The organism is Streptomyces sp. SAI-127 (assembly GCF_029894425.1).
Lineage (GTDB): Bacteria > Actinomycetota > Actinomycetes > Streptomycetales > Streptomycetaceae > Streptomyces.
This window is the reverse complement of the sequence record NZ_JARXYJ010000001.1, coordinates 7,913,575-7,926,504: the sequence shown is the minus strand read 5'-3', so window position 1 is coordinate 7,926,504 and position 12,930 is coordinate 7,913,575. Positions and strand designations below refer to the sequence as shown.

Genomic DNA, 12,930 nt, shown 5'->3' with positions numbered 1-12,930 from the left:
CGGGTCCTCTGCGGGGAGTTTCGACGTGGCTCAGGTGAGCGGTTCGACGGGGAGGGCGTTCTGGCCGCCTCGGTGGCCGCCGAGTTTGCGGACGAGGGCGACCAGGGCGAGGGCCAGGACGGCCAGGGCGATGAGAACGGCGCTGACGGCGGTGACGGTCGGGTCGACGTCGAACTGCAGGGCGTTGAAGACCAGGACCGGCAGGGTGCGGGTGTCGGGGGTCGACATGAACTGGGCGATGAAGAACTCGTCGAAGCTGGTGATGAACGAGAACACCGCGGCGGCGATCAACCCGGGTGTGGCCAGGGGGAAGGTGATGCGCCGGGCAATGGTCATCCGGTTGGCGCCCATGCTGGCGGCGGCGTCCTCGAGCCGTTCGTCGATGCCCCTCAGCGTGGAGATCATGATGAGGATCGCGATGGGAGCGGCGAGCACGGTGTGGCCGAGGGCGATGGCCAGGGGGCTGCCGAGCATGCCGGCCGGTTCGAAGAACAGGAACAGGCCGAGCGCGATGACCACTTGGGGGATGAGCAGCGGAGCCAGGACCAGCCCGTAGACCGCCGTGTGCAGGGGCAGCCGGCCGCGGGCCAGGGCGGTGGCTGCAGTGGCCCCCAGGACGAGGGAGAACACGGTGGTCAGGGAGGCGATGAGGCTGGACAGGGCGATGGAGGTGGCCCAGTTGCCGCCGGGCGCGGCCATCTGCTCGTACCAGTGGGTGCTGTACTCCTTGGGCGGGAAGGTGCCGATGCCGTCGGCGCCGAAGGAGGTGACCAGGATGATGACGATGGGCATCGCCAGGAACAGCAGGATCGCGGTGGCGCTCAGGGCGCGGCCGATGTGTCCGGCCCGGGTGGCGGGCAGTTCCATCATGAGCTGCTCCTTCGTGCGGCCGCCTTCTTGCGGCGGAGCTTGGCCAGTCCGAGCACGCCCAGTCCGGCGAAGGTGAGCAGGAGCAGGATCACGCCGAAGGCGGCGGCGGAGTTCCACTGGTCCTGCTTCATCACCTGCTGGTCGATGAGCGCGGCGACGACGGTCTGCTTGTCGCCGCCCATCAGGGCCGGGGTGATGTAGTAGCCCAGGCACAGGATGAAGCTGAGCAGGCCCGCGGTGCCGATACCGGGCGCCACCAGCGGCAGGTAGATCCTGCGGAAGATCGTCAGCCGGCTCGCCCCGAAGCCGGCCGCCGCGGCCAGGAGCCGGCCGTCGACACCGCGCATCACGCCCTGCAGGACCAGGACCGTGTAGGGCAGCATCACCGAGGTGGTGCCGATGACCACACCGGTCTCGTTGTAGAGCAGCGGGAACGGGGCCCCGGGCACGTGCAGGGAAGTCAGCAGTGTGTTGATCAGGCCGTGGTCACCGAGCATGATGATCCAGCCGTAGGTGCGCACCAGGGCACTGATGAAGTGCGGCACCACCACGACCAGCATGGCCAGCGCGGCGAAGACGGGCCGCATCCGGGCGATGGCGTGCGCCAGGACGAAACCCACCAGGAGACTGAGCACCGCGGTCTCCGCGGAGATCCGCAGGGTGGAGAGCAGCACGGACAGGTTCACACCGCTGAGGGCGTCGGCGTACCAGTGCAGGGTGAACCCGCCGGTGTCGCCCTTGAGGCTCAGCGAGAGCACCCCGATGATCGGGTACACGAACAGCACCAGCAGGAACACCGTGACGGGGACGGCGTTGACCAGGGCGATCCGGGAGCGGTGCCCGCGCATCGCGGACGTCTTCACACGCACCTTGCCGGGTGCGAGAGAGGTGCCGGCCACGGTTCACCCCCCGTCCGTCGCGTCGAAGACGCTGACGTCGTCCCGGTCGGCGGTGACACACACCCGCTCGCCGGGACGCGGCGGGACGGCGGCGGTCTCGATCCGCAGCGGCTGCGCTCCCGGAGCGGCACCGTCCAGGCGGACGGTGATCCGGGTGAGCGAGCCGACGTAGACGGCCGCCTCGACCGTGCCGGAACAGCAGCCCTCCTCGGCACCGACCAGGCGCAGCTTGCCCGGCCGCACCGCGGCGCGCACGCTCTGTCCGGGCACGCAGGGGTGGGCGCGGGCCGTGAGGACGCCGCCGGTGTCGAGGCGCACGCGGGTGCAGTCGTCGCCCCCGCCGTCCTCCGCCTTGCCGGTGAGGAAGTTGGCGGCGCCCAGGAAGTCCGCGACGAACGGGGTGCGGGGGCGTTCGAACAGGCCGCGGGGGGTGTCGAACTGCTCGATGCGGCCGTCCTTCATGATGGCGATCCGGTCCGACAGGACCAGCGCCTCCTCCTGATCGTGCGTCACATAGATGACGGTCAGGCCGAGTTCGCGCTGGATGGACTTGATCTCGGTCTGCATCTGGTCGCGGAGCCTCTTGTCCAGCGCGCCCAGCGGTTCGTCCATCAGCACGATCGGCGGACGGTAGACCAGGACCCGGCACAGGGCGACCCGCTGCTGCTGACCACCGGAGAGCTCACGGGGCTTGCGGCCGGCGAACTTCGACAGGCCCGCCGCCTCCAGCGTCTCCCCCACCCGGCGGCGGATCTCCGCCTTCGGCACACCACGCAGGGTGAGCGGGAAGGCGACGTTCTCGGCGACTGTCATGTGCGGGAAGAGCAGGTACTGCTGGAAGACGAAACCGAAGTCCCGCTTGCCCGGGTTGAGTTCGGTGATGTCCCGGCCGTCGACGGTGACGCTGCCGGAGTCGGGCTCGGTGAACCCGGCCAGCATCATCAGCGTGGTCGTCTTGCCGGAGCCGGACGAGCCGAGGAAGGTGACGAACTCCCCCGCCGCGATCTCCATGTCCACGCCGTCGACCACCGTCGTCCGGCCGTAGGACTTGGACAGCCCCGTCACCGACAACGACTTGCCCGTCGGTGCGGAGGAGTGAGGGGCCAGGGCGGCGGCGAGGTCGTCGGCGGACAGCTTTGCGGCGGTCAGACTCCGGGTCCGCTCAGGCATCGGCCCACTCCTGCCAGCGCTTGGTGACGGCGTCACGGTTCTTGTCCCACCAGGCGGCATCCGCGTCGAACCCGATCTTGAGGTTCTGCGGCGAGGTCGGCAGCGTGGCCAGGACGTCCTCCGCGAGCAGCTTGGTCGCCGCCGGGACGACCGGGCCGCCGGTGGGGCTGAGCTTGGCGAACGCCGCCTGCACCTCGGGACGCAGCGAGAAGTCGATCAGCTGGTAGGCCGCGTCCGTGTTGTCCGCGCCCTTCGGGATGCCCCAGCCGTTGGTCATTCTGCGGGCGCCGTTCCACTGGTAGGCGACCGGCTGCCCCTGCTTGATCAGTTCATCCGCGCGGCCGCCCCACAGGGAGGTCATGACGACCTCCTTGCGGCCGAGCAGGACGGCCGGCAGGGCTCCGGTGTTCCAGAACTTCTTCACATCGCCGCGGATCCGCGACATCGACGCGAACGCCCGGTCCACATTCAGCGGGTACAGGCTGTCCAGCGGCACGCCGTCGGCCAGCAGCGCGAACTCCAGCTCCGGCAGGTCGGCCTCCGCGCTCTGCAGCGAGCGGGGGCCGCTGAAGGAGTGCGTGTTCCAGAAGTCGGCCCAGCTCTTCGGGACCCGCTTGAGGCTGTCCGTGCGGTAGGCCATCACGCTCGCCCACACGTTCTTGCCGACCGCGTGCTCCGGCAGGTTGTGCTCCGCGATCCCGGCGCCCTTCACACTCTTGAGCCGGTCATGGTCCACCGGCTCCAGGCACTCCAGCCCTGCCATCTTCTGGAAGTTCAGCAGGGTGTTGTCCATCAGGTCCACCTGCGGACGGCCCTGCTTGACCTGGGCGATGATCTGCGCCGACTGGTAGTTGACCGTCGTGACCGTGATGCCGGTCTCCTTGGCGAACGGCTCGTAGATCGCCTCGGTCAGAGCGTCGTTGTAGGCGCCACCGCTGTTGCTGACGACGAGCCTCTTCTTACCGCCGCCCGACGAACCGCGGCTTTCGCTGCTGCCCATGAGGGTGCCGCAGCCGGTCACCACGGTGGCGGCGGCCAGCGCGCCTGCGGTGCTGAGTACGGTTCTGCGGCCTATCCGGTTGGCTTCCATCGGGCGCCTCCTGGTGAGGGTCTGGATTCGGGGAAACGGAAAACGCTGGGGTGGGGGTCCTTCTGGGCTGTCCGTGCGGGACGGTGTGCGTGGATATTCAGATGCCGAGCATGGTGTTGAGCTCGTCCAGGGACTTCACCGGCACGTAGTCGTAGCCGTGGGTGACCGGGTCGTAGCCCCGGTCCAGGAGGATCAGGTTGCGGAAGCCCAAGTCGTGCATCGGCATCAGGTCGTAGCGGGTGTGCGAGGAGACGTGCACGAAGTCCTCGGGGGACGCGTCGAGCTGGTCGAGCATGTACTCGAACGCTGCGTACCGGGGCTTGTAGTAGCCGGCCTGCTCCGCGGTGAAGACCGCGTGGAAGTCCGCCCCGAGCCGGGGCACGCTCTCCTCCAGGAAAGAGTCCTCAGCGTTGGAGAAGATCACCAGCTTGTAGTGCTCGCCCATCTTCTTCAGCGGCTCGGGCACGTCGGCGTGCGGGCCCCAGCCGCGCACGCCGTCGGCGAACCGCTTGCCCGCGTCCGGCGCCGCCTTCACACCCCACTTGCGGCAGACCCGCTCGAAGGAGTCCTGCAGCACCTGCTCGTAGGGGTAGTACTCGCCGCGGACCTGGTCGTAGCGGTAGCCGCGGAACTCCCGGACGAACTGATCCCAGTGCTCCGCGGGGATCCGGTCGCCGACGAGCTCACGCGTGATGGGGGTCATGGGCCACTCGATCAACGTGCCGTAGCAGTCGAACGAGACGTACTTCGGCCGGAACTGAAACGACGGAATGGGCATGGAAGAACTCCAGTTCTTTGCTGCAGGAACAGGCTGTGATTCAGCATTTGTCGCTACTTTTCCGGCACGCCTGTGACGGACTTCCCCATGAGGGAGGCGGGGTGACTTCGGGTCAGACAGCGCCGGCTGCGGCCGGTGCCAGGAAGTCGACGGGATGGTCGGTGGTGCCGTCCAGGGCGAGGTCGGCGGCGATCTCGCCCATGGCGGGTGACAGTTTGAAGCCGCTGCCGGAGAAGCCGGCCATGACGATGATGTCGTCCTCGCCGGGGAGGCGGCCGACGAGCGGGTCGCCGGAGTCGGTGTAGCCCTCCATGTAGGCCGACATCCTGATGGGGTCGGGGTTCAGGTCGGGCATCAGCTCGCTGATGAACTCCCGCATGGTGGCGAGTTCCTCCGGGCGGACCGTGCGGTCGAGCCGTTCGGGGTCGGCCACCGGCAGATGGCGCGCGGAGTGCAGACCCAGCTTGAAGGAGAGGCCGAGCTTGACGGACATGCCGTCGGGCGACGGGAGCCCGTAGCAGTCGTGGGGTGTGCTGCGTACGAAGGCGGGGGCGCCGCCCGTGAACCAGTCGTGGCGGGTGGGGATGTGCCAGGAGCTGATCAGCCGGCGGACATCGACCGCCCGCGGCAGGTCCGGGAGCAGGGTGTTGATCCAGGGGCCCACGGTGACCACCGCGGTGTCCACGTGGTCCGTGCCCCGGTCGGTGACGATGTGCACCCCGCCGCCCGCCGCGGGCGCGATCTCCCGCACCGGGGTGTAGCGGTGCAGTCGGGCGCCCAGTTGCTCGGCACGGGCGGCGGCGGCCTGGATCGACGCCTCGGGCCTGAGGACGGCGCCCATCCGGTCGAGGACGGCGGTGTGCCCGTCCGGCAGGCGGTGCTGCGGGTAGCGGCGGGCGAGTTCCTCCCGGTCCAGTACTTCGTGATCCAGCCGGTGGGTGGAACCGGCGCCGAGCAGGAGACTCATGGAGGGCGACGCGGTTTCGCCCATCACCAGGCATCCGCTGCGGCGTCGCAGCGCGAAGCCGGTCTCGCCCTGGAGGTGGTCCCACATCCGGTCGGCGAGCCGCAGCAGCGGAATGTAGCGGGGTTCACCGAGGTGTGCGGCTCGGAAGATGCGGGTCTCGCCCCCGGCCGCACCGCGGTCGTGACCCGGCGCGTACCGGTCGTAGCCGATGACCTCGGCTCCCCGGGCGGCCAGCCGCCACATGGCCTGGCTGCCCATGCTGCCGGCACCGATCACGGCGACGCGCTTCGGGATGCGCATGAGGTCGCTCCTTTCGATGGTGTGGTCCGGTGGCAGTCGGGCCCCAGCACGGTGCGGACATCGTGGGGACTCATCCGGTTCGGGTCCCACTGGGGATGGCGTTCACTTTCGGCCCGGGGGAACCTGCAGGTCAACCCACACTGTGTTCCACCTGGAGGCCTTCTCGAGACGGTCTGTCACTGCGGGCGGCCGGGCCGCACAAAATGCCGGCCCCCTCTTGTCACGGTGAGTGGCCGGTGCGAGGGTGACCCCGATCCCCTCGGATGAAAGCACCCCCTATGCCGCCCAGACGTCCCGCAAACGGGCACTTCCCCACGATCACGGAGGTACTTCGCCTGCCCGTGCTCGCCGAAGGGATGCCGCGCGTGCTGGCCGGTGAGTCGCAGCTGGACAGGGCGGTGCGCTGGGTGCATGTCACCGAGCTGCTCAATCCCGCCGATTTCCTGGAGGGCGGCGAGCTGGTGCTGACGACCGGCATGCCGTATCCCGAGGACGCCTCCGAGCTGCGGGACTACGTCGACCAGCTCGCCGACGTCGGCGCGGCCGGTCTGATCGTGGAGCTCGGTTACCGGTACCGGAAGGTGCCCGGCGAGCTGGTGGCGGCGTGCCGTGCCCGTGACGTGCCGCTGGTCGAGCTGGCCCGGGGCGTCCGGTTCATCGACGTCACGCAGACGGTGCACGCGCTCATCCTTGACGCCCAGGGAGCCCTGCTGCGGCGCGGGAGGGACATCCAGGACGTCTTCACCGCCCTGACCCTGCGGGGCGCGGACCCCGAGGAACTGGTGCACACCACCGCGGAGCTCACCGGAGCCCCGGTGGTGCTGGAGGATCTCAACCACCGGGTCCTGATGTGCGAACTGCTCGGCCGGCCGTACGAGCCGGTGGTGTCGGCCTGGTCGCGGCGTTCGCGGGCCGCCCCGACGCCGGAGAGGATCACGCCGAGCGGCCCGGAGGGGTGGCTGATCGCGCCGGTGCAGGACCACCGGGGGCTGTGGGGGCGGCTGGTCCTGCTGGAGGGCCGGCTGAACGCGGAGCCCGACCCGGAACACGTCCTGGTGCTGGAGCGTGCGGCGGTCGCGCTGACCATGGCGCGCCTGGCCGGGCCGGCCTGGTGGGAGCGCCGGGCCCACCGCTCCGTACTGCGGGACCTGTACGAACGGCGTTTCCGCTCCCCCGCGGACGCGCGCGCCCGCGCCGAGGCACTGGGGCTCCCGACCCTCGGGCACCGGCTCTTCGCCGTGGTCATCCGCCACACCTGCACCGGCAGCGAGGGTGAGCACCTCGACGAACGGATCGCGAAGGCGCTGGCGCAGACCGGCGTCCGCGCCCTGGTCGGCGAGACGGCCCCGGGCCGGATCGGTGTGCTTCTGGCACTGGCACAGGCGAGCGCCTGGCAGCCGGTCGCCGAGCGGATCGGCCGTCTGACCCGGGAGGAGCTGGGACCGGAGGCCGTCGTCGCCGTCGGCCCCGGGGTGACCGACCTCGCCGGGATCGCCCGGTCGTGGCAGGAGGCGGAGCAGACGGCCGAGGCCATCACACCGGCCTCCCCGGAGCGCTGGTTCTACGTCCCCGCCGACGTCCGGCTGCCGGAGTTGCTGGGCGTCCTGCGCCAGGACACCCGTCTTCAGCGGTACGCGGAACGGCAACTGACCCGCCTCATCGAGCACGACGACCGCAACGGCGGCGATCTGCTCCCGGCACTGCGCGCCTATCTGGCGGCGGCCGGGAACAAGTCGGTCGCGGCGAAACGCGCCGGCATGTCCCGGCAGGCCTACTACCAGCGCCTCCACACCATCGAACGGCTCCTCGGCTGCGACCTGGAATCAGGCCTGCAGTGCACGTCCCTGCATGTCGCGGTGCTGGTCCTGGACGCCGGGGAGGCAGCTGTTCCCGGCGCGTGACGGGCACGCCCGCGTCGTCCCCGGACTCCGTACAACCTGCCGGGCAGGGGAAATCAACCGACGCCTCGGATACATCAGGTCTCAGGCCGAGGCGCGTACCACCAGCTCAGGTGCCACCCAGGCATCCGCGCCGGTCAGCGGCTTCTCGCCGGCCCGCAGCCGTGCGACCTGTTCGACGGCCAGCCGCCCGAGCCGGCGCTTGTCGAGCCGCAGAGTGGTGAGGGCGGGTTCCACCAGTTCGCCCAGGGAGAGCCCGTCGAAGCCCAGCACGGCCAGGTCCTCCGGTACCCGCCGGCCCCGGCGCCGGGCGGCCCGTACCGCGCCGACGGCGATCAGGTCGTTGAAGCCGAACACCGCGGTCAACTGGGGCCGGGCGTCGAGGAGTTGCTCCATCGCCGCCTCGCCGCCCGCGACCCCGTGGCCGTTGGACATCGCGATCCACCCGTCGTCGACCGGCAACCCGTGCCGCCGTACCTCGGCCAGGAACGCCTCCCGTCGGGGCCCGGGGGCGAGCCGGTCCCCGTCCAGCATGCCGATCCGCCGGTGACCTGCCCGGACCAGGTGGGCGATGCCCTGTTCGAGGCCCGCGGCGGCGTCGATCCCGACGGCCGCGAACCGGGTCTGCTGCGGGCCGCGTTCCAGCAGGACGAGCGGCAGACCGCCGAGGTACCGGGCGAGGACCTCGTCGTCGTTCTTGAAGTAGCCCATCACGGCGTCCGCCTGGTGGGACAGCACGCCGAGCGCCTCCCGCTCCTTGGCACCGTCGGTGCGGGTGTCCCACACCACCACCTGCCAGCCACGCTCCTCGGCGGCCTCCAGCACCCCGGCCGCGACCTCGGGAAAGAACGGGTTCATCAGATCCGGAATGACCAGTCCCGCGGTCACCGTCCCCTTCCGCACCAGCCCGCGCGCGAACCGGCTGGGCCGGTAGTCCAGCATCCGCACGGCTTCGAGCACCCGCGCCTTGGTGTCCGGGTCGATCTCACCCTTGTCGTTCACCGCCCGGGAGACCGTCTGCCGTGACACTCCCGCGAGCTTCGCCACGTCGTGAATCGTGGCCCGGCGACGAGGACCGTCGGACGCCTGGCCACCGGGCTCCCGCTGCTGCTCGTCGGTCCACATGCAGTGCACTGTATCCAGCCGTCGCGGGAACGGGCCCGGCCCGGGCTAGAACAGCGCGCTGTACCCGTTGAGAGCCGGCTGCCCTCCGAGGTGGGCGTAGAGCACGGTGGAGTCCGCGCCGATCTCGCCACGCCGGACCAGGTCGATCATCCCGGCCATCGACTTGCCCTCGTACACGGGGTCGGTGACCATCCCCTCGGTGCGGGCGGCGAGGCGCATCGCCTCCAGCGTGGTGTCGTCGGGGATGCCGTAGACACCCGCGTGGTACCGCTCGTCCAGCTCCACGTCCTCCTCGGTCAACTCCTTGTGTACGCCGATGAGTTGACCGGTGCCGTGGGCGATCCGCGCGATCTGTTCCCGGGTGGCGACGGGCTTGGCGGAGGCGTCGATGCCGAGCACGCGCCGGGGCCGGCCGCCCGCCTCCTCCAGCGCCCGGAACCCGGCGACCATGCCGGCCTGGGTGGAGCCGGTCACCGAGCAGACCACGACCGTGTCGAAGAAGACGCCCCACTCGCGTTCCTGGTCCACGACTTCGTAGGCCCACGCGGCGAAGCCGAGGCCGCCGAGCGGGTGGTCGGAGGCGCCGGCGGGGATGGCGTACGGCTTGCCGCCCCCTTCCTCGACATCCCTGAGCGCCTGCTCCCAGCTCTCCTTGAACCCGATCCCGAACCCGGCCTTCACCAGCCGTACGTCGGCCCCGGCGAGCCGGCTGATCAGGATGTTGCCGACCTTGTCGTAGACGGCGTCCGGCCAGTCCACCCAACTCTCCTGCACCAGCACGCACTTGAGCCCGGCGCGGGCGGCGCAGGCGGCGACCTGACGGGTGTGGTTGGACTGAACGCCACCGATCGAGACGAGGGTGTCGCAGCCCTTGGCGAGGGCGTCCGCGACCAGGTACTCCAGCTTGCGGGTCTTGTTGCCGCCGTACGCGATCCCGGAGTTGCAGTCCTCGCGCTTGGCCCACAGCGCGGCGCCGCCGAGGTGCGCGGTGAGGCGCTCCAGGCGGTGGACGGGGGACGGCCCGAAGAGGAGGGGGTAACGGCCGTAGGACGAAAGGGGCATGGGGACCTCCCGGGTCGGTCGCTGTGGGCTCAGTCGCTGTCGGCCAGCTCGGCCAGGCCCCGCCAGATCTCGGCCGTGACCCGGACCGCCTCGTCCACGTCACCGGCCGCGCAGGCCTCGATCAGCCGGTCGTGCAGGCCCGCCGAGCGGCAGTTGCCGCCCTCGCCGAAGCGCCGGCGCTCCAGCCGGCGGATGAGCGGGGTGTAGCGGGCGGTGGTGGCGGCGGCCGCGCGGTTGCCGCTGACGCGGACGAGGACGTCGTGCAGGGCGTCGTCGGCGTGCAGGGCTTCGTCCACGTCACCGGCGGTGACGGCGGCCGAGAACCGTTCGTTGGCCGCGCGCATCGTCTCGATGTCGGCGGCGAACAGCCGGGGCACCGCGACCCGCGTGACCAGTTCGTGCATGGCCCCGACCACCGCGGCGGCGTCCCGCACCTCGGCGGCGACGACCTGGGTCACCCGCGTGTAGCTCTGCGGCTTGCTCTCCAGCAGCCCGTCGTCGACCAGCCGGGCGAAGGCCTCCCGCACGGGCGCCCGCGACAGCCCGAGCCGCTCGGCGAGCTCGGCGTCCCGCACCACCGCCCCGGGCTCGATCTCCCCGGCCACGATGGCGTCCCGGATGGATGCGTAGGCACGGTCCCGGAGAAGGGTGCGGGCGAGTGGTCGTATGGCCTCCATGAACTGAAATGTTAGATGTCAGCCAGCGCCGCGCACAAGAGTGGACATGCGAGTGGCCCGCACCCCCCGTGAGGTGCGGGCCACGTTCGGGGCTCAGGCAGCCCAGGGCCAGTCGGCGTCCTGGGCCGCCTCGAGCAGCGGAACCATCCGGAAGGCCGCGTCCGTGAGGCCTCCGAAGGTGTGGCGGTTGCCGGTGCCGGAGGGGCCGTGGCCCGCCCGGTACCCGGCGAGGTTCCAGGTGTAGACCGGTACGTCGGCCGGGATCTGCTCGGTCGGGCCGCCGTGCCGGTTGTACGTGTACTGCTCGTCGGTGACGATCAGCACCCGGTCCTGTCCCCGGTAGTGCGCGCGCACGGCCGAGGTGGTGTCGGTGCCGCCCAGGTCGCCGAAGCGGCCGAGGATCTTCAGCACCGACTCGCCCTCGCCGAAGGTCAGACGCCGGCTCTTGGTGCCGAACTCGACGAGATCCGCGTCGGCCGCCCGCAGCGCGAGCGCCGTGCCGAAGATCGCCGCCGCGTCGGCCCGGTTGAGCCGCGAGCGGTCGGACAGCCGCGTCCACATCGAGCCGGAGCGGTCGACGAGCACCAGGGTCCGGCCGGGCAGCGCGGGCACGTTGGCCAGCGAGTGGCCGAGCGCCTGCTCCAGCGGGTAGGACCAGCGCAGCGACGGCGCGTGCTGGTACGCGGCGAGGTACCGGAAGGGGAACTGCCGCGACCGTACGACCTCCGCTGGGTCGCTGATCCGGGCCGCCACCTGGGCCGCGACCTCGTCGGAGACTCCGGCCTCGTCGAAGTTGCGCAGGTTACGAAGCAGTGCCATCGCACCCATGGACGGGATCACGGCCTCCCAGGCCGCCCTGTCCATCGGCCCCTGCAGCCAGCCGGCCAGCGCCTCCCACGTCATCCCGGCCGCGGCCAGCCGCTCGGCCCCGCCCTCGGACGTGACCACCGCACGCCGTCGGCCGGGCGGCACCGCCATGAGCTCGCGGTGCGCGGTCAGGACCCGGCTCGACTCGGGCGGCACGGCCGTGTCCGGGTTGTGCCGCCGGTCGAGGGCGTACTGGAACAGCTCGCCCTGCCACGGCTTGTCCGGGTCCGGGGCCGCGTGCACGAGGTTGAGGATGTCGCCGAAACGGTAGCCCTTGGACGCGGTGTCGTACTTCAGCAGCGACTTGCCGCTGTACAGACGGCGTACGGCGTCGGCGATCCCGCGCTTGACGGGCTTCGGGACGTTGCGGCCGTACTGCGCCGTCCAGTATCCGAGGAACTCGCCGGGCTCGTCGGGCCGCCGGAGTACGGAGGCCACGACCTGGCGGTTCGAGGGGCCGTCGGTGGCGCCCGCGTCGAGGCGCGCCTTGACGTACTCGGCGGCGCCCACGATCGAGGCGGTACGGAGGTTGCCCTCGCCGCGCAGCCAGCCGAGCAGGCCTGCGGTCCAGGCCGGGTCGGTGACGGCGAGCTGCCGTACGAGCGTGGCGAACCGGTCGTCGCGGTCCGCGCCGGACTCGTAAGGGGTCTGCTGGGAGACGAAGTTGGCGACCGCGAGCAGAAACAGCTCGGAGCGTGCGTCACGCTCACGGCCCCGGCCGCCTTCGTACGTCCGCAGGATGCGTCCCGTCGACGTCACTCGCGAGGTGGGGTGGGCCCGCGCGGCCTTCTTGTTGAATCGCGCCATGGTGAATTCCCCCGAATTCGTTACCGTTTCGGAGGGAGACGCGGCAAATGGAGGGTGCCCGAGGTCGAAGTCGACTGCGGTGCTTATAAACTGGCGCGTCTTCCGTTCCGCCACACCGACCCTGAGTCGATGACGGGATTCGAACCCGCACGAGGGTTTCCCCCCACCAGTTCCCGAAGTATCCGCTGCCTGCGCACCGGGCACCCACCATGAGCTGCGCCTCCCGAGATCAGAATGCTCGCACCGGGAGGTGCGTGAAGTTGTGGTGTCCAGAGTTCAGATCGGCGGAACCGACATTAGGTGCTCTAACCCCTGAGCTACACCGGCTCGTTGTGCCGGTGGCGGGACTCGAACCCGCGGCCGCCCCATTATGAGTGGAAGTAGGTCCTGCCTTCGCACCTGGACGTTCATCACTTTAGG

The 12,930-nt window shown here is 70.6% G+C and carries 11 protein-coding genes and 1 tRNA gene; 1 reads left to right on the top strand and 11 read right to left on the bottom strand.

The annotated features are described in order from the left end of the window. Positions 1–30 precede the first annotated feature (30 nt). From M2157_RS36410 to solA, 6 genes are all read right to left on the bottom strand, one after another. Positions 31–870, bottom strand: coding sequence for an ABC transporter permease (locus tag M2157_RS36410; RefSeq protein ID WP_280867334.1), 840 nt, complete (start codon positions 868–870; stop codon positions 31–33). After that, entirely contained in the window at positions 867–1,769 is a 903-nt protein-coding gene (locus M2157_RS36405) for an ABC transporter permease (protein WP_280867333.1), read from the bottom strand. The genes M2157_RS36410 and M2157_RS36405 overlap by 4 nt, the downstream gene beginning before the upstream one ends. A 3-nt stretch (positions 1,770–1,772) precedes the next feature. Further along, positions 1,773–2,939 (bottom strand): ABC transporter ATP-binding protein, encoded by a 1,167-nt coding sequence (locus tag M2157_RS36400; protein WP_280867332.1) that lies wholly within the window; start codon positions 2,937–2,939, stop codon positions 1,773–1,775. Further along, positions 2,932–4,029 carry a polyamine ABC transporter substrate-binding protein gene (locus M2157_RS36395; protein WP_280856824.1) on the bottom strand — a complete coding sequence of 366 codons (1,098 nt, stop codon included), beginning with the start codon at positions 4,027–4,029 and terminating at the stop codon, positions 2,932–2,934. The genes M2157_RS36400 and M2157_RS36395 overlap by 8 nt, the downstream gene beginning before the upstream one ends. 97 nt (positions 4,030–4,126) lie before the next feature. Further along, on the bottom strand, positions 4,127–4,807 hold the full coding sequence (locus M2157_RS36390) for a haloacid dehalogenase type II (RefSeq protein WP_280867331.1): 681 nt from the start codon (positions 4,805–4,807) through the stop codon (positions 4,127–4,129). A gap of 112 nt (positions 4,808–4,919) precedes the next feature. Next, positions 4,920–6,074, bottom strand: a complete 1,155-nt coding sequence (gene solA, locus M2157_RS36385; RefSeq protein ID WP_280867330.1) for an N-methyl-L-tryptophan oxidase — start codon at positions 6,072–6,074, stop codon at positions 4,920–4,922. A gap of 278 nt (positions 6,075–6,352) precedes the next feature. On the opposite strand from solA, the gene M2157_RS36380 reads away from it, so the two are divergent. Continuing rightward, positions 6,353–7,975, top strand: a complete 1,623-nt coding sequence (locus M2157_RS36380; RefSeq protein WP_280867329.1) for a PucR family transcriptional regulator ligand-binding domain-containing protein — start codon at positions 6,353–6,355, stop codon at positions 7,973–7,975. 81 nt (positions 7,976–8,056) lie between these two features. On the opposite strand, the gene M2157_RS36375 is transcribed toward M2157_RS36380, so the two are convergent. The 5 genes from M2157_RS36375 to M2157_RS36355 form a co-directional block, all read right to left on the bottom strand. Then, positions 8,057–9,097: a LacI family DNA-binding transcriptional regulator gene (locus tag M2157_RS36375; protein WP_280856828.1), complete on the bottom strand. Its 1,041-nt coding sequence runs from the start codon at positions 9,095–9,097 to the stop codon at positions 8,057–8,059. Between the two features lie 45 nt (positions 9,098–9,142). Further along, complete coding sequence (locus M2157_RS36370; RefSeq protein ID WP_280867328.1) at positions 9,143–10,159, bottom strand: 1-aminocyclopropane-1-carboxylate deaminase; 1,017 nt, start codon at positions 10,157–10,159, stop codon at positions 9,143–9,145. A gap of 29 nt (positions 10,160–10,188) precedes the next feature. Beyond that, positions 10,189–10,836: a GntR family transcriptional regulator gene (locus M2157_RS36365; protein ID WP_280867327.1), complete on the bottom strand. Its 648-nt coding sequence runs from the start codon at positions 10,834–10,836 to the stop codon at positions 10,189–10,191. A 93-nt stretch (positions 10,837–10,929) separates the two neighbouring features. After that, positions 10,930–12,510 (bottom strand): TROVE domain-containing protein, encoded by a 1,581-nt coding sequence (locus M2157_RS36360; RefSeq protein WP_280867326.1) that lies wholly within the window; start codon positions 12,508–12,510, stop codon positions 10,930–10,932. Positions 12,511–12,846: 336 nt separating this feature from the next. After that, a tRNA-Met gene (locus M2157_RS36355) sits at positions 12,847–12,916 on the bottom strand. Between the last annotated feature and the right edge of the window lie 14 nt (positions 12,917–12,930).

Excerpts from the sequence above, each read along its gene's own strand:
- M2157_RS36410 (WP_280867334.1), bottom strand. The coding sequence starts at position 870 with ATGATGGAACTGCCCGCCACCCGGGCCGGACACATCGGCCGCGCCCTG.
- M2157_RS36400 (WP_280867332.1), bottom strand. The coding sequence starts at position 2,939 with ATGCCTGAGCGGACCCGGAGTCTGACCGCCGCAAAGCTGTCCGCCGAC.
- M2157_RS36395 (WP_280856824.1), bottom strand. The coding sequence starts at position 4,029 with ATGGAAGCCAACCGGATAGGCCGCAGAACCGTACTCAGCACCGCAGGC.
- M2157_RS36390 (WP_280867331.1), bottom strand. The coding sequence starts at position 4,807 with ATGCCCATTCCGTCGTTTCAGTTCCGGCCGAAGTACGTCTCGTTCGAC.
- solA (WP_280867330.1), bottom strand. The coding sequence starts at position 6,074 with ATGCGCATCCCGAAGCGCGTCGCCGTGATCGGTGCCGGCAGCATGGGC.
- M2157_RS36380 (WP_280867329.1), top strand. The coding sequence starts at position 6,353 with ATGCCGCCCAGACGTCCCGCAAACGGGCACTTCCCCACGATCACGGAG.
- M2157_RS36375 (WP_280856828.1), bottom strand. The coding sequence starts at position 9,097 with ATGTGGACCGACGAGCAGCAGCGGGAGCCCGGTGGCCAGGCGTCCGAC.
- M2157_RS36370 (WP_280867328.1), bottom strand. The coding sequence starts at position 10,159 with ATGCCCCTTTCGTCCTACGGCCGTTACCCCCTCCTCTTCGGGCCGTCC.
- M2157_RS36365 (WP_280867327.1), bottom strand. The coding sequence starts at position 10,836 with ATGGAGGCCATACGACCACTCGCCCGCACCCTTCTCCGGGACCGTGCC.
- M2157_RS36360 (WP_280867326.1), bottom strand. The coding sequence starts at position 12,510 with ATGGCGCGATTCAACAAGAAGGCCGCGCGGGCCCACCCCACCTCGCGA.